The organism is Kitasatospora sp. NPDC006697 (assembly GCF_042869935.1).
Taxonomy (GTDB): Bacteria; Actinomycetota; Actinomycetes; order Streptomycetales; family Streptomycetaceae; genus Kitasatospora.
Window position 1 is genome coordinate 97758 of the sequence record NZ_JBIAGU010000020.1, and the last position, 21717, is coordinate 119474.

The following is a 21717-nucleotide window of genomic DNA, read 5'->3' on the forward strand; positions in this document are numbered from 1 at the left end:
GGGGCGCGTACGCCACCGACGGCGCTTCACCCGCATCAGTTTCGCACCCTCGAAAGATCCCTGACGGACCCTCGGAGTGCGCTTCGTCCACCAGGAGGCCCACGTGTCCAGGAGCGCCCACCACCCGCCTGCCCCGCACGCCCTGCGCGACTACGCCCTGCTCGCCGACGGGCACCGCGGCGCCCTGGTCGGCCCGCACGGCGAGATCGTCTGGCTCTGCGTTCCCCGGTGGGACAGCGACGCCGTCTTCGCCGCGCTGATCGGCGGCCCCGGCTGGTACACCGTCACCCCCGCCGGTCCGCACGTCTGGGGCGGCTACTACGAGGAGGGCAGCCTGATCTGGCGCAGCCGCTGGGTCACCACCGGCGGGATCGTCGAGTGCCGCGAGGCCCTGGCCTACCCGGGCCGGCCGCACTGCGCGGTGCTGCTGCGCCGGATCGAGGCGGTGGAGGGCCCGGCCGAGGTGGCCGTGCACCTGCAGCCCGCCGCCGGGTTCGGGCAGCAGCCGCTGCGGAAGGTGCGGCGCAGCGAGGACGGGTGCTGGACGGCGCGGGCCGGCGACCTCCACCTGCGGCTGCGCGGGATGCCCGGGGCGAAGACCGAGGAGGTGGACCACCACCCGCTGTTGCGCGGCCGGATCCACCTGGAGCCCGGTGAGTGCCACGACCTGGTGCTGGAGATCGGCGACCGGCCGCTCGACCCGCCCCTGGAGCCGGCCGCGCTCTGGCGGGCGACCGCGAACTGCTGGGCCGAGCAACAGCCCGACCTCCGCGCCGCGCTCGGCGAACGCGACGCCCGCCACGCCCACGCGGTGCTGCGCGGCCTGACCGGCCCGGACGGCGGCACGGTGGCCGCGGCGACCACCAGCCTGCCGGAGCGCGCGGAGCAGGGCCGCAACTACGACTACCGGTACGTCTGGATCCGCGACCAGGCCTACCTCGGCCAGGCCGCCGCGGCCGCCGGGGCGGATGCGCTGCTGGACGGCTCGGTGCGCTTCGTCACCGCCCGGCTGCTCGACCACGGCCCGCGCCTCGCCCCCGCCTACACCCTGGACGGCGGACTGGTCCCCGGTCCGCGCCGGCTGGACCTGCCGGGCTACCCGGGCGGCTTCGACGTGGTCGGCAACCGGGTCAACCGCCAGTTCCAGCTGGACGCCTTCGGCGAGGCCCTGCTGCTGTTCGCCGCGGCCGCCCGCCGCGACCGGCTCGATCCGGACGGCCGCCGGGCCGCCCGGATCGCCGCCGAGGCGATCGCCGTGCGCTACCGCGAGGAGGACGCGGGCATCTGGGAACTCGCCCCGGACCGCTGGACGCACAGCCGGCTGGCCTGCGTGGCCGGCCTGCGCGCGGCCGCCCTCTCCGAGCCCGCCACCGGGGGCGGCCTCGCGGCCTCCTGGGAGGCGCTGGCGGACTGGATCACCGCCGAGCTGGACCGCGAGGGCGTCCACCCGTCCGGCCGCTGGCAGCGCTCCCCCGCCGACCCGTCCGTGGACGCCGCCCTGCTGCTGCCCGCGGTGCGCGGCGCCGTCCCGGCCGAGGACCCGCGCACCCGGATCACCCTGGAGGCCGTCCTGGCCGATCTCGGCGAGGACCACTTCTGCTACCGCTTCCGCCACGACCAGCGGCCGCTGGGCGACGCGGAGGGCGCCTTCCTGCTCTGCGGCTTCGTCGTCGCGCTCGCCCTGGGGCAGCAGGGCCGCCACACCGAGGCGGCCCGCTGGTTCGAGCGCAACCGGGCCGCCTGCGGATCGCCCGGCCTCTTCGCCGAGGAGTACGACGTCGCCCAGCGCCAGCTGCGCGGCAACCTGCCCCAGGCCTTCGTGCACGCCCTGCTGCTGGAGACCGCCTGCCGGCTGGAGGCACCGCCACCGCGAGGGAGAACGGGACCCTGACCGCGTACGGCTAGTTCCTGTCCTGCGGGCCGGGTTCACCCGGCCGGCGGTGTTTGGCCCGCGCCCGCCCGGTTAGCCGCACAGTATGGAACGTCATCCCGCAGCCGGACGCCTTCCCGCCTACCCCCGCACCGTCGTGATCACCGGGGCCAGCGCCGGTGTCGGCCGTGCCTGCGCCGAGGCGTTCGCCGCCCGCGGTGACCGCCTGGCCCTGATCGCCCGCGGCCGGGCCGGCCTCGACGCGGCCGTCCAGGCGGCCGAACTGGCGGGCGCCACCGCCGCCGTCGGCATCGAGGCGGACACCGCCGACCCCGCGGCCGTCGAAGCCGCGGCCGAGCGGGCGGAGGCGCTGCTCGGTCCGATCGACGTCTGGGTGAACGACGCCTTCGCCTCGGTCTTCGCCCCGTTCGAACTGATCTCCGCGGAGGAGTTCCGCCGGGTCACCGAGGTCTGCTACCTGGGCTACGTCAACGGCACCCGGGCGGCCCTGGAGCGGATGCTCCCCCGCGACCACGGCGTGGTCGTCCAGGTCGGCTCGGCGATCGCCTACCGCGGCATCCCGCTGCAGAGCGCCTACAGCGGCGCCAAGCACGCGATCCAGGGCTGGCACGAGGCCCTGCGCTGCGAACTGCTGGCCTCCGGCACCCGGGTGCGCACCACGATGGTGCAGCTCCCGGCGGTGAACACCCCGCAGTTCGACTGGGTCCGCTCCCGGCTGTCCCGCGAGGCGCAGCCGGTGCCGCCGATCTACCAGCCCGAGGTCGCCGCCCGCGCCGTGCTCTTCGCCGCGGACCACCCCCGCCGGCGGGAGTACTGGGTGGGCGCGAGCACCGTGGCCACGCTGATCGCCAACGCGCTCGTTCCCGGCCTGCTGGACCGCTACCTGGCCCGGACCGGCTTCGACTCCCAGCAGACCGACCGCCCTCGGGACCCCGCCGCCCCCGACAACCTCTTCGAGCCGGTCGACGCCCGCCACGACCACGGCGCGCACGGCCGCTTCGACGCCCGGTCGCACGGCACCAGCACCCAACTGCGCCTCTCCCAGGGCCTGACGGCCCTGGCGGAGGGCGCGCGGAAGGCGGCACGGCGGGTGGCGACCGGGACCCGGCACGAGCTGACGAGGAGTGAGTGACCATGCCGCGCGGATCCAGCCCCAAGCGTGAACGGCAGTACGAGCACATCAAGGAGAGCGCCCTCGAACGCGGCGAGAGCGAGGACCGGGCCGAGGAGATCGCCGCCCGGACCGTCAACAAGGAACGCGCCCGCCACGGCGAGTCGAAGACCGCCAGCCGGACCTCGCTGGAGGACATGTCCTCCGGCCAACGCGGCGGCAAGCGCTCGCACAGCGGCTCGCAGGGCCCGACGTACGACCAGCTCTACAACGAGGCCCGGCAGCGCAACATCCACGGCCGCTCGAAGATGAACAAGCGCGAACTCGCCAGCGCACTCGGGCACTGAGCCGGGCAGGCGAGCAGGCACAGCGCCTCCTGGCTCAGGCCGGTGACGGCGGAGGAGTACGCGGCGGCGGCGCCGCCGGTCGGCTGACGCCCGGCCACCCGCCGAGCCCTGCGTCCCACCAGTGGGCGATCCCGGCGGCCGGTGGCGGGCCGGGGTCGATGCCCGGGCGGGCGGTGGTGGGGCGCCGGTCCCAGGAGTCCTGCTCCTCCGGCGTGAAGAACCGCGGGTTGGCGGCCGCCCAGTCCAGCGGGCCGCGGATCATCGCGCGGAGCTGGGCGAGCGGGCGGTGCAGTCCGGCGTGGTGCGCCAACTCGTCCTGGAGGCATCAGGCAGGTCATGGCGGCGAGGGCGGCGATGCCCGGATGGTCGAGCAGCGCGGCGAACGGTGCGGTGGCGTCCACGGCCGCCGCGATGGTGATCAGGCCCCGCATCCAGGTCGACTCCAGCCGGCGCCGCAGGTACTCGTCCACGCCCGGGGCGGCGCCGGCGAGTTGGCTCGCGTGGTCGCCCGCGTCGGCGCGCAGGGTCCGGTCGGTCTCGGCAGCCAGCCGGGCGGCCCCCGGTGCGGGCGCCGGCTCGGCGAACCGACGCTGGACGTCCCGCAGCGCCGCGCCCACCGGGTCGTCCACCGGCCCGGTCGCGGTGACGGCGGCTCGCAGGGCCGCGTTGCGGGCGGCGAGCCCGCGGCTCGCCCGCACGTCCTGGTCGTGCAGGTCGTCGACGAGGACGGACAGCGTCAGGTAGTCGCTGAAGAGGAACGCGCCGTCGAGCGTGGCACCGGGGGACATCCGGGCGGAGAGCCCGGCGATGTCGGTCCGCAACAGCCGCGCCCGCTGGGCGGGTTCCGGGGTCAGCCCCGACTCGGCGGTCCAGGCGCGGTGTGCGCCCCGATGGCCGGGAGCCGGGCGTGGATCCGGGGCGGGAACGGGCACCAAATGCTCGGCAGCTCGGTCACCGCGGACTCCTCCCCGGGTCGCGACGGCCCTGCCGACTGCGTTCCCCGCCCTGCGCCGACGCGAACCCGCCGACCGGGGTCGGCCGGTCCCGGCGCGGCCTCCGCCAGGGACAGGTGCTCTCCTCCTCCGGACGGGCCGTGTCCGTTCCATCTGATGGCTGATAATCCGTCAAAAGAGAGCGCGGCCTCACCTTTACTCACCGCTATCGGACCAGTCGGGACACGCCCCACCCCGCCCCGAACGGCCGCGCCGCCGTCACCCTGCGTCATCGACACCCGGGATGACCAGCGCCGACCGAACATCCGGACGGTCTGTCCGAAAATCACTCCCCGTGCACGCCTACTCGGCCCCGAGTGAACTCACGGGGCCCGTGTGTCCGTCATGCCAGAAGGGAACGGAGCCCGATCAACCGTCAAATGTCATGTGCCCGACACACAGGGAGGTGGGAGCAGCAGCATCCGTGCCCCGGCACGACCGTCCGAACACCAGCGCCACGCAGCGAACGGGAGCCCGCCGTGTACCGAACGGACCTACCGGACAAGTGGAGTGAGCCGTACCCGGCTCCCCCGCCCGCCACGGCCACGGCGGGCGGAGCGCCGACCGGCCGGGGCGGTCGGGAGGCGCCCCGGAGACTGCGCGGGCGGTGCGCGGAGTACGGCCTGCTCACCGGGATCGCCGACGAGGCGGCCGCGGGGCGGGGCCGGTGCGCGCTGCTCGAGGGCGGCGCGGGCAGCGGCAAGACGGCGCTGATCGCCGCCGTCATGGCGGCGGCCCGGGAACGGGGCCTGCGGGTCGGCCGGGTGACCGCCGATCACCCCGGCGACCCCGCGCTGCCCGCCGCCCTCGGGCTGTCCGCCGCCACCGGACTCGCGCTGGCGCGCGATCCGGTCGCGCGCCCGGGTGACCCGCTGCGCCGGCTCACCGACCGGCTGGCGGCCGACCGGCCGGGGCGGCCGGTGCTGCTCGTGGTGGACGACCTCCAGTGGGCGGCGCCGGACACCGTCGCCGCCCTGCGCGAACTGGCCTCCCGGCGGCTGCCTGCGGCGCTGCTGCTGGCGCGCCGGTCCGGTGCCGGGGAGCAGCCGGCGGACCGGCTGTTCACCGTGCTGGCCGACGACGGCGCGCTGCGCTGCACCCTGCCGCCGCTGGCCGAGGAGGCCGTGGCCCAGCTGCTGGCCGACGAGCTCGGGCGGCCGCCGTCGGCGGGCCTGCTCGCGCTCGGCTCGGCCGCGCGCGGCGTGCCGGGCAGGGTGCTGGCGCTGGCCCGGGCGCTCCGCGAGAGCGGGACGCCCGGCACCGACCGCGATCCGGTCCGGGCCCCGGCGGCGCCCTGGCCGCGACCGGTGCGGCGGCTGGTCCTCGAGTGGCTCTCCGGACTCTCGGAGGGCTGCCGGTCGCTGCTGGACGTGGCCGCGGTGGCCGGCCGGTCGTTCAGCCTGAGCGAGCTGACCATGGTGTTCCGGCTGAGCGCGCTGGACCTGCTGCCGGTGGTCCAGGAGGCGGTGGCCGCCGGCGTCCTGGAGGGCACGGGCCGCGACCTGCGGTTCGCCCAGGAGCCGGTGTGGCGGTGCCTGCGCGACGAGATCCCGCTCCCCGTGCGCTCCGCGCTGCTGCGCGACCTCGGCCGGGCGCTGATGGGGGGTGGCGAGTACCAGGCGGCGGCCGAGCGGCTCGCCGACGCGGTGCGGGTCGGCGAGGCCCGGGCCGTCGCGGACCTCGACCGGGCCGCCCGCGAGGTGCTGAAGGTCGCGCCGCACCGCGCCGTCGACCTGGTCAGCGGGGCGCTGGCGCCGGCCGCCGGCACCCCGGAGCACTCCCGGCTCCAGGTGATCACCGCCCTCGGCCTGGCCGCCCAGGGGCGGCTGGCCCGCGCGGCCGACACGGCCCGGCGGGCGCTGGCCGACCAGTGCGACCCTGGGGCCGTCGCCGACCTGCGCTACACCCTCGCCTCCGTCGACCTGATGACGGCGGACCCCTCCCCGGGCAGCGCCGCGGTGGCCGACCGGGCGGCGCCCGCCTGGCCGGGCCTGAGCGTCCGTCACGGCAGCGGCCTCGCCGCGCTGTGGGCCCGCTGCGCCTACCGCCCCGGCGACCTCGCCGACGCGGACCACCGCGCCGAGGCGCTGCGGGTCGCCGGGGAGCCGGAGGCCGCCGCGGCCGGCGGACTGCTGCGGGCCGTCGCCCGCTGGCACGACGGCCTGGCCATCGAGGCGCTGACCGAACTCCGCTCGGTGCAGGAGGAGGCGGGCCAGCACCCGGCGACGGGCTACTTCTGGGATGCCCGGCCGCAGCTGGCCACCATGCTGGTGCAGTTGCGCGAGCTGGACGAGGCCGCCGCGGTGATCGACGAGCTCGCCAAGGAGATCGAACGGGCGGACCTGCCGGGCTGGAGCCCGCTCGTCCTCGCCCCGCGCGCGCTGCTCGCCCTGGCGGGCGGCGCACTCGACGAGGCCGGCGCGCACGCGGACGCCGTCCTGGACTCCGCCGAGGGCGCCCGGGTCGGCGGCGCCGTGCTGCTGGCCCTGTCGGTCCGGGCCGAGGTCGCGCTGCGCCTGGGCGACCAGGACCGGCTGCCGGGCTACGTCCAGCAGCTGCGCACGCTGACCCGGACGGTCGGCTGCGACGCGGCGGTCGGCCCCGGGCTGCTCACCCTGCTCCGGATCGCCGAGGCGGGCGGCGGGCCGGCGGCCGTGCCGCGCGAACTCGCCGCCCTCGGACCGGACCGGGAGGCGACCCTGCGGGTGGTCTCGCTGGCCGGCCCCGCCGTCCCGGCCTGGCTGGCCCGGGCCGCCCGGAGCGCCCGCGACCAGGAGCTCGCCGAACGGGTCGTCGACTGCGCCCGGCAGGCTGCCGAGCGCAATCCCGGCCTCGGCGCGCTGGCGGAGGCCGCCGCGCACGCCGCCGCCCTGCTGCACGGCGCGGCGCCGCAGCTGTGCCGGGCGGCCGCCGGCCACCGGGACCCGTGGGCCCGGGCGCAGGCCGAGGAGGACCTGGGCCTGCTGCTGGCCCGGCCCGCCCACGGCGGCCGGGAGGTCCCGCGCGAGGACCGGGCCGCCGCGGCCAGGCACCTCCAGGAGGCCCTCGCCGGGTACCAGGAGGCCGGGTCCGCGCCGGACACCGCCCGGGTCCGCAGCGTGCTCCGCCAGCTGGGCGTGCGCCGCCGGCACTGGACGTACGCCGACCGGCCGGCCACCGGCTGGGAGAGCCTGACCACCACCGAGCAGACCGTCGCGGACCTGGTCGCCACCGGGCTGACCAACCGCGAGGCGGCCCGGCGGATGTTCCTCTCCCCGCACACGGTCAACCACCACCTGCGGCAGATCTTCCGCAAACTCGGCATCAGCTCCCGGGTGGAGCTGGCCCGGATGCGGCGGGACGGCTGACCGGGCCGCCGCCGGTCAGGCCAGGTCGAGCTCCACCGGGCGGTGGTCCGAGGCGGCGGGCCCGGTGGGCGGGTCCAGGGCGGGGTGGGTGACGACGCGGTAGGCGGCGACCTCGGGCAGCAGGGCCGGGGAGACCAGGAAGAGGTCGATGCGGCGGGCCGGGTCCGGGGCGCCGGGAGTGCCGAAGGTGGGGCGCCGGTCGCCGTGCCGGGCGGCCGCGTCGATCAGCAGGGGGGCGTGCTCCGGGCCGAGCAGGCGTTCCAGCGGGGTGCGGTCGGCGGTGGTGCGGCCGGGCAGCACGTGGTTGCCGAAGCGCAGCGGGTCCACCGCCGACCAGTCGGGTTCGGGGTCGCCGGGCGGCACGGTGTTGGCGTCCATGGCCAGCACGGTGGGGGTCAGCGGGTCGGCGCCGAGGAAGCCGCGCAGCCGGTCGGACTCGATCGTGCGGCTCAGCGGGCTGTACGGGTCCAGGTGGGTGACGGTGAAGCGGATCGGGCCGGCCCGGCCCGGCAGCCGGAGCACGGCGCTGCCGTAGCCGTGCCACTGGGCCAGTTCGGGCGGCTGCCGCTCGGTGCCCAGCGCGGTGATGTCGCGGCGCCAGAAGATCGCCTGGTGGCAGCCCGTCTTCGCCTCGAACAGGGCGCCGTCCATGTCCAGGCTCCGCTTGGCGTCCTCGAACAGCGCCCGGTCGTCCAGGTCCCAGCACCACCCCTCGGCCGCCATCAGCACGCTGGGCCGGCGCTCCCTGATCAGCTCGCGCTGAAGCCGCCACCGGGTGTCGTCGCCCTCCCTGCGCTCGAAGCCGACGACGTGCAGGTTCCAGAACATCACCGTATGCACCACTGTCGCACCACTCATCTGTCCGGTCGGGGATCTCCGACATCGACCGCAACGCCGGACAGGATTCTCCGGGACGCCGCCCGCCCGGACATCGCTCGATCGAGTGATGTGGGGCCGATGCCGGGTCAGCGACGCTGAGCGGCGTCAGACCTGACACTGCTTCGGCTGCAGGACGCCAGCGGATCGTGGGAGGGATTTCCGTGGAGTACCGGCGACTCGGGGACATCGGGGTCGAGGTGTCCCGGCTGGGCCTGGGGACGACCTCGTTCATGGGGATATTCGGCCGGCGCGATCCCGAGGAGTGCCTGCGGACCCTGCGGCACGGGCTGGACCGGGGCATCACCCTGATCGACACCGCCCCGTCCTACGGGAACGGGCTGGCCGAGGAGATGGTCGGCCGGGCGCTGCGCGGGCGGCGCGACGAAGTCGTGGTGTGCACCAAGGTCGGCAGCTACGCGCCGGAGGAGTTCGACTTCTCGCCGCGGCGGATCCGGTCGGAGCTGGAGGCCAGCCTGACCCGGCTCGGCACCGACCGGGTCGACGTCCTGCTGGCCCACGACATCGAGTTCGGCGAGCCGGACCTGGTGCTCGGCGAGGTGCTGCCGCTGCTGGAGGAGCTGCGGGCCGAGGGCAAGGCGCGGGCGGTCGGGGTCTCGGGCCTGTCGCTGCCGGCGCTCACGGCGGCGGTGGAGGCGGGCGCCCTCGACGCGGTGCTCTCCTACTGCCGCTACGGGCTGCACGACCGGAGCCTGGCACCGGCCGCGCGGGACTGGGCCGGGCGCGGCGCCGGGACCCTGCTGGGCAGCCCCGCCGCGATGGGCCTGCTCACCGCCAAGGGCGCGCCGAAGTGGCACCCGGCGGCGGCGGAGCTGAAGGCGGCGGCCGGCCGGGCGGCGCGGCTGTGCGCCGCCCACGGCACCGACCTGGCCTTCCTGGCGATGCAGTTCGCCTTCGCCCAGCAGGACCTGGCCACCGTGCTGACCGGCACCGGCGATGCGGCGCACCTGGACCAGAACCTGCGGGCGCTCGCCACCGCGCCCGATCCCGACCTGCTGGCGGCCGTCCTCGCGGTGTTCGCCGAGGTCGCGCAGACCACCTGGAAGAGCGAAGGGGAGAACGAGGAATGGCAGCGGAGGAAGACCGCATGAGCGAGCCGTCCGAGCCGCGCACCGTGGTGCGCACGGGCGTCGTCGGCCTCGGGTTCGGCCGGTGCCACGCCAAGGTGCTGTCCACCCTGGCCGGCGCCGAGCTGGTCGCGGTGGCCGACCTGGACCCGGAGGGCCAGGGGATCGACCTCGAACCCTACGCGGCGAAGCTCGGTGCCCGCGGGTACCGGGACGGCCTGCGGATGATCCGGGAGGAGTCGCTGGACGCGATCGTCATCGCCGTCCCGCCGAGGGCCCGGGAGAAGCTGATCGCCGAGGCCGCCGGGCGCGGCATCGCGGTCTTCCTGGAGAAGCCCTTCGCCGTGGACGAGGAGCACGCCCGGGAGATGGACGCGCTGTGCGCCGGCTTCCCCGAGGTGCCGATCATGATGGACTTCTGCCTGCGCCACCTGCCCGCCGTGACCCGGCTGCGCGAGCTGCTGGACGGGCCGCTCGGTGCGCCGCTGCTGGTCAACGCCGACCTGGTGCTCCCCCGGGACGACTCCCCCGGCTGGATCTGGGACCGGGCCAACGGCAACGGCGTGGTCAACGAGAACACCTGCCACCTGTTCGACACCCTCTGCTTCCTGCTGGGCGAACCGGTCCGGGTGAGCGCGGCGGGCGGCAGCTACCTGGGCAACCCGCTGGAGGACGGCGTGGGCTGCGTGATCACCTTCGCCTCCGGCGCGACGGCCGTGCTGACCGGCGGCGCGCTGGGCGCTCAGGCGATGTCCACGCCGGCCGCGCTGTCGCTCTGCACCCGGTCCGGGCAGGCCCGGCTGACCGGGCCGGACCACATGTTCGGCGAGCTGGTCTGGGCCACCGCCGCCGATGCCGAACCGACCCGGGAGAGCTGGCGGCTGCCCGCCCGGTGGGCGATCAGCGAGAACGCCCTCGCCCACTTCGTGGCCTCGCTGCGGGACGGTGTGCGGCCCTCGCCGGGCCGGGCGGCCGGCGTGCTCGCGGTCCGGCTGGCGATGGCCGTCCGGCGGTCCCTGGAGACCGGCGAGAGCGTGCCGCTCGGCTGAGCCTCAGAGCCCGGCCCGGACCTCCACCGCGGCGCGGTGGAAGGCGAGGTGCTTGAGGTGGGCGAGCAGCAGCTGGTCCGGGGGCACCCGGACCAGCGTCCGCCCGTCGCCCCGGGCAGCGCCCCGGTAGTCGGTGGCGAAGGTCTTCACGGACTCCACGCCGAGCGCGAAGAGCGCGGTGGCCCGGGCCGGCCGGAACCGGCCGCCGGGAGTCCCCCACTGGTCGGGTCGCGGGGTGAACAGGCAGACCGAGACCTCGGCCGCCGGCCGCAACTGCCGTGCGGCGCCGAGCAGCAGCAGCGGCTGGGTGCCGTTCGCGCCGAGGTCCACCAGGGTCAGCGGCAGCGGCCCGCTCCCCGGTCCGGCGAGCAGCCGGCGGCCCGCCGCCAGGCAGCGCTCGGCGAACAGGCCGCTGCCGATGCCCTCGCGCAGCACGGCGTCGGTCTCCGGCAGCGCGCTGCCGAACATGGTCAGCGGCCCCTCGCGCAGCCGGAGCCGCTGGTCCGTGCCGTGCGCCAGCTCCTCGGCGAACCGGGTGAGGAAGAGCTCGTCGAAGGGCGGCGCGCCCGGCTGTCGGGCGCCCTCGCGCGCCTGCGCCACCAGCCGGGCGAGTTCCGAGGCGACCAGCCCGTTGTCCATCCAGGCCCGCTGCCGCCCCGACCGGCCGCGCTCGGTGACCTCCTCGGCTCCGAAGACGGCGCGGCTGGTGCGGGAGAGCACCGCACGCTCGGCCCCGCTGAGCAGCGAGAGCCGGCTGAGGTAGCAGACCGAGGAGGCCTGCGGATCCCCGGCCAGCAGGTCGTAGGCGAGCTTGAGGAACTCCGCGTCGGTGCCGAGGAAGACCACCGTGCGGTCCGGCCGCGGCGGCAGCGCCGCGGCCAGCACCTGCGCCACCTCGCGCCCGGCCCGCTGGAAGGCCGTGAACAGCTCGGCCGGGGTGGGCCGTCGGGGGTCCGCGACGGCGCTCTGCTGGAGCAGGGCCCGCAGGTTGCGCCGGTACTCGGCCACCTCGTCGGGTCCCAGGGTGCCGGCCTGGGCCAGGCCGCGCCACAGCTGCGGCTCCAGTTCGGCCGGGGCCAGGCCCAGTTCGCGGGCCCGGCGGCGGGTGTCCGCGACGGCCTCGGCGGCGTCCAGCGGCTCGCCGAGCCCGGCGAGCCGCTGCGACAGCCGGGTGACGTGGTCGGCCAGGTCCTGCTCGGTGGCCGGCTCAGCGGCGGTCACGGAGCGGCTCCGGGCTCAGCTGCGGGGCGTCGAAGACGGCCGTGCAGCGGTCGGAGAACGGCGCCTGGGCGAACAGCGACACCCGCAGCGGGCCGTCGGCGATCGGCAGGGTGCGGAGGAACCGGTGGTCGGCGGCCGGGTCCTCGCGGTGCAGGAAGGCCAGCCGGCGGCCCTCGCGCACCACGGTGAGCTCGGTGCCGGGGGCGGCCAGGTCGGGCCCGGCCGCCTCGTCGGAGTCCGGCAGCGACACCACGGTGACCACCGACCAGCGGCCGTCCGGCGCCCGCTCGACGCAGCACTTGGCCCAGCCGCCGGCCGTGTGCACCAGCAGGCCGGCCGCGTCGGCGAAGCGGGTGCCGGCCACCGCGACCCGGACGGAGAGCGTGAAGTCCCCGTCCAGCGTGCGGGAGAGCCCGGGCACCGCGTCGATCTCCCGTACGCCGGGCACCCGGTACAGGTCGGAGCCGGCCGGCGCGGTCAGCTCCAGCCGGCCGTCGGCCCCGGCGGACCAGGACGGCCGGGGCTCGGACCAGGACCAGGGCCCCTCGAAGGGCGCGGCGGCCGTCACGCGGACATCCCGCCGTCCACGCCGACCGCCTGCCCGGTCACCCGGCGGGCGGCGGCGAGGTAGAGGACCAGCTCGGCGATGTCCTGCGGCTGCTGGAACTCGCGCTGCGGGATCATCATCCGCATCCGCTCCCAGCACTCCTCCTCGGTCTCGCCGGGGCGGGTGAACTCCTCCAGCAGGTAGTTCCACATGTTGGTGCGGACGATGCCCGGGCAGACGGCGTTGACCCGCACCCCGTTGCGCGCCTCCTCCAGCGCCAGCGAGGCGGTGAAGCCGATCACCGCGAACTTCGCCGCGCAGTAGTGCGACACCTTGGCGAAGCCGCTGCGGCCGGAGACCGAGGAGAAGTTGACGATCGATCCGCCGCCGTCGGCCCGCAGCAGTCCGAGGGCGTGCTTGGAGACCAGGAACACCCCGTTGAGGTTGCCCTCCACCACCCTGGTGAACTCGGCCAGCTCCATCCGCTCCACCGGGCTGACATGGGTGACGCCGAAGGCGTTGACCACGGTGTCCAGCCGGCCGTAGCGCTCGCCGACGGTGGCCAGCAGGGCCCGCACCGAGTCCTCGTCCGCCGCGTCCGCCTCCACGGCGGTGGCGTCGAAGCCGCTGTCGCAGAGCTGTTCGGCCAGCTCGCCGGCCGCGGTGAAGCCGCCGACCTCGGTGGACCGGTAGTGGTTGTAGGCCGATCCCAGGCGGTCCGCGTCGGCGACGACGACCCGGGCGCCGCGCTGCGCGAACGCCTCCACCACGGCGCGTCCCATGCCGCGGCCGCCGCCGACCACCAGCACCACCTTGCCCTCGTGCCGGTCCAGGGCCTGCGGCGGTTCGACCAGTCGGGTGTTCATACGCGTACGACCTCCGAGTCGGGGTGGAAGGCGGCATCGGTAGCGGGCCTGACGGCCGCCGTACCGCAAGGCTCACCGCCCGGCGCCGTCGGCACATCACTCGGTCGGGTAGGCCGCGGCGGCGGTCCCCGGGTGATGTGCCGGGGCCGGCGCCCCGTCAGCATCGGCGGGGCGGGCGGACACTGACGACGGCGGGGAGGGAACACGGCCTTGACCACCCAGGAGCAGGGGCGGGAACAGGACCACTGGTGGCGCGACGCGGTCTGCTACGAGCTCTACCCGAGGTCCTTCGCCGACGGCGACGGCGACGGCACCGGCGATCTGCGCGGCGCCACCGCCCGCCTGGACCACCTCGCGCGGCTCGGCGCGGACGCGGTCTGGCTCACCCCCTTCTACCCCTCGCCGCTGGCCGACGGCGGCTACGACATCAGCGACCACACCGCGGTCGCCCCGGAGCTGGGCACCCTGGCCGACTGGCACGCGCTGGTCGCCCGGGCCCGGTCCCTGGGCCTGCGCGTCCTGGTGGACCTGGTGCCCAATCACACCTCGGCCGCGCACCCCTGGTTCCGCCGCGCCCTCGCCGCACCGCAGGACCTGCGGGCCCGCGAGCGCTACGTCTTCCGCCCCGGCCGGGGCCCGGACGGGCTGACGCCGCCCAACGACTGGCGGTCCGCGTTCGGCGGCCCCGCCTGGACCCGGGTGCCGGGCGGCGCCGCCGGCCCGGCGGCCTGGTACCTCCACCTGCACACCCCCGACCAGCCCGATCTGAACTGGCGCAACCCCGAGGTGGCCGCCGAGTACGAGCGGATCATCCGGTTCTGGCTGGACCAGGGCGCCGACGGCTTCCGGGTGGACGTGGCCCACACCCTCTTCAAGGCGCCCGGCCTGCCCGACGCCGGCCCCGGCCAGCACGAGCAGCCGGACCGCTACCACCTGCTGCCGTACTACGACCGCCCGGAGCTGCACCCGCTCTACCGGCGCTGGCGGACCCTGCTGGCGGAGCACCCCGGCGGCTCCCGGGGCGGGCGGCTGCTGGTCGGCGAGGTGATCCTGACCGACCAGCGCCGGCTGGCCCGCTACCTGCGCCCGGGCGAACTGCACCAGGTCTTCAACCACCCCTACACCGAGACCCCTTGGGACGGCCGGGCGCTGCGCCGGGTGATCGGGGAGTCGCTGGCGGCGGCCCGGTCGGTGGGCGCCCCGGTGGCCTGGGCGCTCTCCAGCCACGACGCCGTCCGCCCGGTCACCCGGTTCGGCGGCGGGGAGACCGGGCTGCGGCGGGCCCGCGCGGCGGCGCTGCTCACCCTGGCCCTGCCGGGAGCGGCCTACCTCTACCAGGGCGAGGAGTTGGGGCTGCCGCAGGCGCCGGTGCCCGAGGACCGGCGGCGGGATCCGCTCTGGCCGATGTCGGGGCACAGCGACCCGGGGCGCGACGGCTGCCGGGTGCCGCTCCCCTGGGAGGGGCAGCGGGCGCCCTACGGGTTCGGCCCGGCCGCGCCCGAGCAGAGCTGGCTGCCGCAGCCCGAGGACTGGGCCGCGCTCACCGTCCGGGCCCAGCAGGGCGATCCCGGCTCCACCCTGGAGCTGTACCGGGCGGCGCTGCGCCTGCGCCGGGCCCACCCGGTCGCCGCCGGGGACCGGTGCCGGGTGGCCGGGCCGGACTCGGGCGCGTGGCTGACCTTCCGGCGCGGCCGGAGCCTGCGCTGCCTGGTCAACTTCGGGCCGGGCGGGCTGCGGCTCGGCCCCGGCCACCGGATCCTGCTCGCCAGCTCCCCCGTCCAGGACGGCGTGGTGCCGCCCGACACCACGGTCTGGCTGCGCCCCCGGCGGGCTCAGCCGCCGTCGGCCAGCGAGTAGGCCAGGGCGGGGACGGCCAGCGCGTCCACCAGCGCCGGCAGCGACCGGTAGTCGGCGAGGTTGCGCTCCGGACGGGCGACCAGTCCCCGCAGCCGGGGCCCCTCGCCGGCCGTCTCCCGGTGGGCGGCGATCCGGTCGAGCAGCGCCCGGTCGCCGCCGCGGAAGTACTCCAGGAAGACCTGTTCGGTGGTGGCGAGCAGCCGCGCGTGGTCGGGGTCCGCCCGCTCGCCGACCCGGAGCCTGGCCACGGTGGCGCGGTCGTGCGGCGCCACGGCCCGCGCCTGCGGCGGCAGGCCGCCCGCCAGCACCTGCCACAGCGCCTCGTCCTCGAACGGGGCGGTGTCCTGCGGCAGTCGGGCCGGCTCGAAGTCGCGCTCCACCAGCCGGGCCAGCAGCGCGTCCTCGTCGACCGCCCCCAGCGGCACGATCCGGTCCATGCCGAACTCGGTACCGGTGCGCAGCACGGTGGGCACCAGGTTGCGGGCGGGCAGCAGCTCGACGGCGGGCCCGATGTCCGCGGCGAGGACCGGGATCCCGTACGCGAGGGCCTCGATCACCACCCGGCCCAGGCTCTCCCGCGAGGCGGTGCTCGGGAAGAGCAGGACGTCGACCCGGGAGAAGAACTCCGGGAGGCGGTCCGGGCTGAGCAGGCCGAGCGAGGTCGCCGCGCCGGCCGGGACGCCCTGGGCCGCCAGCTCCGCCAGGACCCGCTCGGGCGCCCAGCGGGGGTGGTTGGGCTTTCCCGCGAAGACCAGTTCGGCCCGGCCGCCGGTCTCCCGGTGGCAGCGCCGGAACACCCGGAGCACCTGGTCGAAGTTCTTCGCCTCGGAGAGCGCGCCCAGGTAGCCGATCCGCAGCACCGCGCCCGGCTCCGGGACCGCCGCCTGCGGGGCGTGCGGGGTGCGGGCCAGCATCGGGTACACCACGGCGGTGTCGCCGGCCCCGGAACCGGGGAGCGCGCGGGCGAAGACCTGACGGGTGAACTCGCTCGGGAACAGCACCGCGTCGCCGGGCCGGGTGAGCGGGGCGGACAGCTCCTCCTGGGTCCAGTACCCGGACCAGAAGGTGGTGTGCACCTCCCTGACGATCCGGAAGTCGAGGCCGCGCTGCTCCCGCCACAGGTGGTAGAGGTGCGCGTAGGGCCCGTTCCCGGCGTAGACCACCTCGCCCTCGCGCACCCCGGCCAGGCAGTCGGGGCCGGCCGTCTGGTCGTGCGGCACCACCTCGGCCCGGGTCGGCAGCAGTTCGGCCATCTGACGGTGCATCAGCACGGCGCCGTCCAGGATGCCGGTGAGGTCCGCGCCGCTGTAGTCATGCACGTGCAACCGCATGCTGCCCCTCCTGGCTGTTGCGGAACGAGACCAGCAGCTCCCGCAGTTGCTCCGGGCCCATGCCGTGCCGGCGCAGCTGGACCTCGTGCACGCAGTTGTCGATGTCGGCCTCCACGCCGTGCACCGCGACCGGCAGCAGGTAGCGGTTGCGCAGCCACTCGCCGAATCCGCCGTGCACGCCGTTGTACTCGACGGACAGGACGTGGCGGAACCGGGCCAGCCGCGCCACGGTCTCCTGCCGCAGCACCGGGTTGAGGGCCGCGCAGTGCAGGTGCGGCAGGCCCAGCTCGGCGGTGGCCGCGGCCAGCAGGGTGGTGGCGTAGCCGAAGCTGACCACGGCCGCCTCCTCCTCGCCGTCCTCCGGCGGGCGGATCCAGACCCCGTCGTCGATGTCGGCGGCGCAGTCCGCGGGCGGCTCCTCGAACCGGGCGTCGACCATGCTCAGCACGTGCACGGTGTCGGGCTCGCGGGCCAGCCGGTCGGTGCAGGCCCGGAACTCGGCCGGAGTGACCGGTTCGTAGACCCGGGTGTCGGCGATCAGGCCGAGCAGGTTGAAGGCGTTGGCCGCGCCGCCCCAGGCGCCCCAGCTGCGGCCCGCCAGGACCAGCAGGTTGCGCACGCTGGTCGCGGCCTCGGTGAGCATGCCGAGCGAGTCCATGTAGTACATCGCGTCGGTGGCGACGACCTTGAGGTGGTCCGGGGGCAGGGCGAGGGTCAGGCCGACGCCCAGGCTCTCGGCCAGCCCGACGTTCTGGTAGGGCACCTGTCCGGCCAGGCCGAACCGCCCGGCGAGGTCGGCGGTGAAGACCGCCAGCTGCTGCCCGGTCCGGTCCCGCAGCTCCGCCAGCTGCCGGCCGCCGGTGGCGGCGAAGGTGGGCCTGGCCGCGCCGGCGGGCCCGGCCGGACGCCGGTAGCTGTGGCCCTCCTTGCGGGTGCGGCAGACCAGGGCGGTCGGGCCGGGGGCGGTCAGCGCCCCGGCCAGCGCGGCCCGGACGGCCTCGGGGTCGCGCCCGTCGACCTCCGTCACTGAGCGCAGGTAGCTGCGCAGGTAGTCCCGGTTGACCGGCTTGAGCAGCGGTTCGATGCCCTTGTCGTTGGCGTCCACCACCAGCACGAGGTTGTCGAGCCCGGCCTCGTCGGCGAACCGCAGGCACTCGAAGGTGACGCCCTCGTGCAGTTCGCCGTCGCCGGCCAGGCAGACCACCTTGCGGCGGTCCCCGCGGCGCTTCAGCTCCCAGGCCCGGCTGACCGCCTGGGCCGGCCCCACGCCCAGGCTGTACCGCATGGTGTTGGCGAACCCCCAGTCCCGGTGCACCACCCCGGTCAGGCCGCCCTGGTGGAGCGTGGCCAGCGGCAGGAACGGCAGCTCGCCGCGGACGTAGCGCTCGGCGTAGAAGCTGGGGGCGATGTGGCCGCGGCCGACGATCAGGTCGGCGGGGGCCGGCTCGCCCCCGCCGGGTACCAGGCCCAGCTGGAAGCAGGCCTGCACGGTGGGCAGCGAGGAGAGGCAGCTCTGGTGGTTGCCGGAGCCGGCGATCTCGTGCATCCGCAGCAGCACCTCGGCGCTGTCGCGGTAGAGCCGCTCCGGCACGGCGGCGGCCACCCGGCGCATGGCCGGCAGCAGCCCGCCGCGCAGTCCCAGCTCCCGCAGCACGGCGAGTTCGCGCTCGACGACCGCCCGCTCCGCCTCGGTCAGCTGCGCCGCGGCGGTGGCGGCGCCCCGCTCGAAGTCCGCCAGCTGAGGGACCATCAGCGGGCCCCGTAGATCTCGTCGAGTGCCTCGGTGAGGGTGCGGCGGACGGTCTCGGTGTCCTGCTCGGTGGTGACGAAGGCGGGGGCCAGCACCAGCCAGTCGTCCTGGCCGCGGAGGATCACGCCCCGGTGCAGGCAGGCCCGGGCGACCCGCTCGCCGACGGTGGCACCGGAGCCGTCGCCGGGGTCGGCGAGCTTGACGCCGTAGAGCAGGCCGATGGCGCGCACGGTGCCGCGGGCCCCGACGGCCTCCCGCAGGGCCGGCTCGAAGCGCTCGGCGAGCGCCGCGATCCGCTTGGGGTAGTCGCCCTCGGTGAAGAGCCGCACCGCCGCCAGGCCGGCGGCGGTGGCCAGCGGGTTGGCCGCGTAGGTGTGCGAGGGGGCGAAGGAGACCGGGCCGGAGCCGTCGCCGAGGACGGCGCTGATCTGCTCGCCGATCAGCACCGCGGCGAGCGGCGCGTAGCCGCCGGAGATGCCCTTGCCGACGCACATCAGGTCGGGCGTGACGCCGAAGGTCTGCGCGGCGAACGGGCTGCCGGTGCGGCCGAAGCCGGTGACGATCTCGTCGAAGACCAGCAGGATGCCGTGCCGGTCGCAGATCTGCCGCAGCCGGGCCAGGTAGCCGTCCGGGGCGATCGCCATGCCCCGCAGGTGGATCACCGGCTCGACGATGAGGGCGGCGATCGAGTCGGGCCCCTCCGCCTCGATGGTGCGCTCCACCAGGTCGGCCGCGAGCCGGCCGGCCTGGTCCGCCGGCACGCCCAGGAAGTCCTGCACCGCGTCGGGCGACCACACGTGCACCGTGCCGGCCAGGCCCGGCCCGAACCGGGTGACGTCCGGACGGCCGGTCACCGAGAGCGAGCCGAAGGTCGAGCCGTGGTAGCCGTGGTAGTAGCTGAGCACCTTGTAGCGGCCGGCGTCGCCGGTGGCGCGGTGGTAGTAGCGGGCCAGCCGCAGGGCGGCCTCCACGGCCTCGGAGCCGCCGTTGACCAGCTTGGCGCTGACCAGCCCGGGCGGTGCCAGCTCGGTGAGCGCATCGGCCAGCGCCAGCGCGTTCGGGTTGGTGCCGTGCAGCGGCGGGTTGAAGGCCATCCGGCCGAGCTGCTCGGTGATCGCGGCGCGGATCGGCTCGCAGTCGTAGCCGAAGCAGGTCACGAAGACGCCGGAGAGCGCGTCCAGGTAGCCGCGTCCGGCGCGGTCGAACAGCGTGGTGCCCTCGGCCCGTTCGAAGAGCACGGAGTCCTCGGAGTAGGGCACCTCGAAGCAGTACGAGGACAGGTCGGCGGGCCAGATGGGTGCGGTGGGCGCTTCAGCGGTCATCGTCAGTCCTCGGCAGGTCGGTGTCGGGCAGGGTGCGGGCCGCGTGCGGGTCGGGCACGGCGCTGGTGAGCAGCCGGTGCAGGGCCAGTCGGCGGCGGGTGTCGAGCAGGTCCAGGTAGCCGGCCCAGGCCGGGCTCAGCAGCTCGCGTTCGAGGATGTCCTTGGCGATGTCCACCACCACCGGGACGGCGTGGACGATCAGCCGGGGCATCAGCAGCCGCTCTTCGCCGGGGGCCAGCAGGCCGGCGTTCCGGGCCCGGGTGAGGAAGTCGGCGACGCTCTCCCGGCGCGCCGCCCCGCCGTCGACCCGGGCGGCCGTCTCGGCCACCCAGGCGAGGTCCAGCAGCGGGTCGCCCACGGTCAGGTTGTCGAAGTCCAGGACGGCGGTCACCGCCGGCCGCCCGGTGGCGGCGAACAGGAAGTGGTGGTGGTGCAGGTCGGCGTGGATCACCCGGGACCGCCGGCGGGCGGTCCCGGGTGGCTCGGCGGCGGCCGGCAGCCAGGGCCGGGCCGCGGCGAGCCCCGCCAGCGCGGAGCCGGCGAGCCTCCCCCACGGGTCGTCCCGGGAGCGGGCCAGTGGGAGCAGTCGGTCCACCCCGTCGGCGAGGGCCCGCCGCCAGTCCGGCTCCGCCACCAGGGCGGGCACCGGCAACGGTGCCAACTCCTCGGCCAGCTCGGCCGGGAGGCCGTCCAGCACGGCCCGCAGCCGCAGTCCGGCCGTGGTCACGGCGCGGGCCTGCGCGGCGCTGGGGCGGGCGGTGGCCGCGCCGGGGGCGAGCGGCAGGAGCTCGCACGGGTGCCCGTCCTGCCGGGCCGCGGCGGCGCCGGTGACGGTGGGCACCGCGAGCGGCACCGGAACGCCCGCACGCAGGCAGTGCGCGAGCACCTGCTGCTTGAGCTCGTGGAAGCGGGGCGCCCTGGCGGCCTCGGCGGTGAGCTGGACCTTGAAGACGTGGTCGCGCCCCTGGTGCACGATCCGCCAGAGACCGGCGGTGTGGCTGAGCGGGGCCCCGGTGCCGTTGGCGAACGGCACCGGGCGGGCCTGCTCCGGGGGCACCGCCCAGTGCGCGGCGAGCGCCTCGCCCACCCATGCGGCCGAGCCCACCCGGGCCACGGCTGCCGGGAGTTGGCGCTCCGTCATGTCCACCACCACCCTCGCCCGGTCGGTTGCCTGCCCTGAGATGCTGGTCCGCGGCCCGGGCCGCCACATCACCCGATCGGGTAGCGGCCGCTGCCCGCGCCACCCCGCTCGGCTGCGGGATGTGGGCCGGCCCGCCGCCCGGCGATCGTGGGTGGCTGCGAGACGGAGACCGCCGCGCCGGTGCGGCCGGTCCCGCCAGGCCATCCGGAGGGACCCGGGCATGCGTGACGAGAACGCCGCGGACGAGCGCGTCGAAGCGGTGGTGTTCGACCACGACGGAATCATCGTCGACTCCATCACCCCCGATTTCGAGGCGTGTTCGCGGGTCTTCCGGGAGCACGGCGCCGAACTGGCCGCCGACCGCTGGGCGGTGGAGGTGTGCGGGAACACCGACGGCTATCCCGGGCTGTTCGCCGCGCTCGCCGAGCGCCAGGGCCTGCCCGCCGACGCGGCCGAGCGGATGTTCGGACGGCTCTCCGAGCTCTGGGACCTCGCCCTCACCCCCGCCACGGTGGCGCTGCTGCCCGGGGTCCGCGAGGTGCTGGACCGCCTGCGGGCGGACGGGGTGCGGCTGGCCGTCGCCTCGGCGGCCCCCCGGGGCTGGGTGGTGGGCTGCCTGGAACACCACGGCCTGCGGGACCGGTTCGAGGCCGTCGTCACCGCCGAGGACGTCGAGCGCCGCAAGCCCGCGCCCGATGCCTACCTGGCGGCGGTCGGGCGGCTCGGCCTGCCGGCCGGGCGCTGCGTGGCGGTGGAGGACTCGCTGACCGGCGTCAGCGCCGCCCGGGCGGCCGGGCTGCGGGTGCTCGCGGTGCCCACCCCGGTCACCCGCTCGCTCGACTACTCCGCCGCGGACCTGGTGCTGCCCGGCCTGTCGGAGCTGCCGGCCGGGCTGCTGCGGCTGCCCTGCTCGACCGGGTGATGTGCGCGCCGGGCCGCCGGTGTGAGGCTCCGTCGAGCGACCGGGTGACCTGGTGGCCT

At 76.2% G+C, this 21717-nt stretch carries 17 protein-coding genes; 8 read left to right on the forward strand and 9 right to left on the reverse strand.

From position 1 onward, the window contains the following. Positions 1-103 precede the first annotated feature (103 nt). The 3 genes from ACFYNO_RS26020 (at position 104) to ACFYNO_RS26030 (ending at position 3349) form a co-directional block, all read left to right on the forward strand. Positions 104-1891, forward strand: a complete 1788-nt coding sequence (locus ACFYNO_RS26020; protein ID WP_388017136.1) for a glycoside hydrolase family 15 protein — start codon at positions 104-106, stop codon at positions 1889-1891. An 85-nt stretch (positions 1892-1976) separates the two neighbouring features. Further along, complete coding sequence (locus ACFYNO_RS26025) at positions 1977-3023, forward strand: SDR family oxidoreductase (protein WP_388017139.1); 1047 nt, start codon at positions 1977-1979, stop codon at positions 3021-3023. 2 nt (positions 3024-3025) lie between these two features. After that, positions 3026-3349 (forward strand): plasmid stabilization protein, encoded by a 324-nt coding sequence (locus tag ACFYNO_RS26030; RefSeq protein WP_388017142.1) that lies wholly within the window; start codon positions 3026-3028, stop codon positions 3347-3349. Here ACFYNO_RS26030 and ACFYNO_RS26035 read toward each other — a convergent pair. After that, entirely contained in the window at positions 3268-4170 is a 903-nt protein-coding gene (locus ACFYNO_RS26035) for a hypothetical protein (protein ID WP_388017145.1), read from the reverse strand. The genes ACFYNO_RS26030 and ACFYNO_RS26035 overlap by 82 nt on opposite strands. Before the next feature lie 650 nt (positions 4171-4820). Here ACFYNO_RS26035 and ACFYNO_RS26040 point away from each other — a divergent pair. Beyond that, complete coding sequence (locus ACFYNO_RS26040; protein WP_388017148.1) at positions 4821-7688, forward strand: LuxR C-terminal-related transcriptional regulator; 2868 nt, start codon at positions 4821-4823, stop codon at positions 7686-7688. Between the two features lie 15 nt (positions 7689-7703). Here ACFYNO_RS26040 and ACFYNO_RS26045 read toward each other — a convergent pair whose 3' ends face one another. Further along, on the reverse strand, positions 7704-8516 hold the full coding sequence (locus ACFYNO_RS26045) for an endonuclease/exonuclease/phosphatase family protein (protein WP_388017151.1): 813 nt from the start codon (positions 8514-8516) through the stop codon (positions 7704-7706). A gap of 212 nt (positions 8517-8728) precedes the next feature. On the opposite strand from ACFYNO_RS26045, the gene ACFYNO_RS26050 reads away from it, so the two are divergent. After that, entirely contained in the window at positions 8729-9676 is a 948-nt protein-coding gene (locus ACFYNO_RS26050; RefSeq protein WP_388017154.1) for an aldo/keto reductase, read from the forward strand. Next, a complete protein-coding gene (locus tag ACFYNO_RS26055; RefSeq protein WP_388017156.1) occupies positions 9673-10701 on the forward strand; it encodes a Gfo/Idh/MocA family protein in 1029 nt (342 codons plus the stop codon). Before ACFYNO_RS26050 ends, ACFYNO_RS26055 begins: the two co-directional genes overlap by 4 nt. Before the next feature lie 3 nt (positions 10702-10704). Here the strand turns inward: ACFYNO_RS26055 and ACFYNO_RS26060 are convergent, their stop codons facing one another. From ACFYNO_RS26060 to ACFYNO_RS26070, 3 genes are read right to left on the reverse strand one after another with little or no spacing between them, the layout of a single operon-like run. Continuing rightward, positions 10705-11922: a hypothetical protein gene (locus tag ACFYNO_RS26060; RefSeq protein ID WP_388017158.1), complete on the reverse strand. Its 1218-nt coding sequence runs from the start codon at positions 11920-11922 to the stop codon at positions 10705-10707. Then, positions 11909-12490, reverse strand: coding sequence for a DUF1349 domain-containing protein (locus ACFYNO_RS26065; RefSeq protein ID WP_388017161.1), 582 nt, complete (start codon positions 12488-12490; stop codon positions 11909-11911). Before ACFYNO_RS26065 ends, ACFYNO_RS26060 begins: the two co-directional genes overlap by 14 nt. Then, positions 12487-13335, reverse strand: a complete 849-nt coding sequence (locus ACFYNO_RS26070; RefSeq protein ID WP_388017163.1) for an SDR family NAD(P)-dependent oxidoreductase — start codon at positions 13333-13335, stop codon at positions 12487-12489. Before ACFYNO_RS26070 ends, ACFYNO_RS26065 begins: the two co-directional genes overlap by 4 nt. Positions 13336-13545: 210 nt before the next feature. On the opposite strand from ACFYNO_RS26070, the gene ACFYNO_RS26075 reads away from it, so the two are divergent. After that, on the forward strand, positions 13546-15192 hold the full coding sequence (locus tag ACFYNO_RS26075) for an alpha-amylase family glycosyl hydrolase (RefSeq protein WP_388017166.1): 1647 nt from the start codon (positions 13546-13548) through the stop codon (positions 15190-15192). On the opposite strand, the gene ACFYNO_RS26080 is transcribed toward ACFYNO_RS26075, so the two are convergent. Genes ACFYNO_RS26080 through ACFYNO_RS26095 form a run of 4 tightly spaced genes read right to left on the reverse strand, consistent with a single transcriptional unit; the run spans position 15168 to position 20736 of the window. Beyond that, positions 15168-16523, reverse strand: coding sequence for a glycosyltransferase (locus ACFYNO_RS26080; RefSeq protein WP_388017169.1), 1356 nt, complete (start codon positions 16521-16523; stop codon positions 15168-15170). The genes ACFYNO_RS26075 and ACFYNO_RS26080 overlap by 25 nt on opposite strands. Beyond that, positions 16504-18273, reverse strand: a complete 1770-nt coding sequence (locus tag ACFYNO_RS26085) for a transketolase (RefSeq protein ID WP_388017172.1) — start codon at positions 18271-18273, stop codon at positions 16504-16506. Before ACFYNO_RS26085 ends, ACFYNO_RS26080 begins: the two co-directional genes overlap by 20 nt. Then, positions 18273-19595: an aspartate aminotransferase family protein gene (locus ACFYNO_RS26090; protein ID WP_388017175.1), complete on the reverse strand. Its 1323-nt coding sequence runs from the start codon at positions 19593-19595 to the stop codon at positions 18273-18275. Before ACFYNO_RS26090 ends, ACFYNO_RS26085 begins: the two co-directional genes overlap by 1 nt. After that, a complete protein-coding gene (locus ACFYNO_RS26095) occupies positions 19585-20736 on the reverse strand; it encodes a phosphotransferase (protein WP_388017178.1) in 1152 nt (383 codons plus the stop codon). The genes ACFYNO_RS26090 and ACFYNO_RS26095 overlap by 11 nt, the downstream gene beginning before the upstream one ends. A 220-nt stretch (positions 20737-20956) precedes the next feature. Between ACFYNO_RS26095 and ACFYNO_RS26100 the strand changes: the two genes are divergently transcribed. Further along, positions 20957-21658, forward strand: a complete 702-nt coding sequence (locus ACFYNO_RS26100; RefSeq protein WP_388017181.1) for an HAD family hydrolase — start codon at positions 20957-20959, stop codon at positions 21656-21658. The last annotated feature ends 59 nt before the right edge of the window (positions 21659-21717 follow it).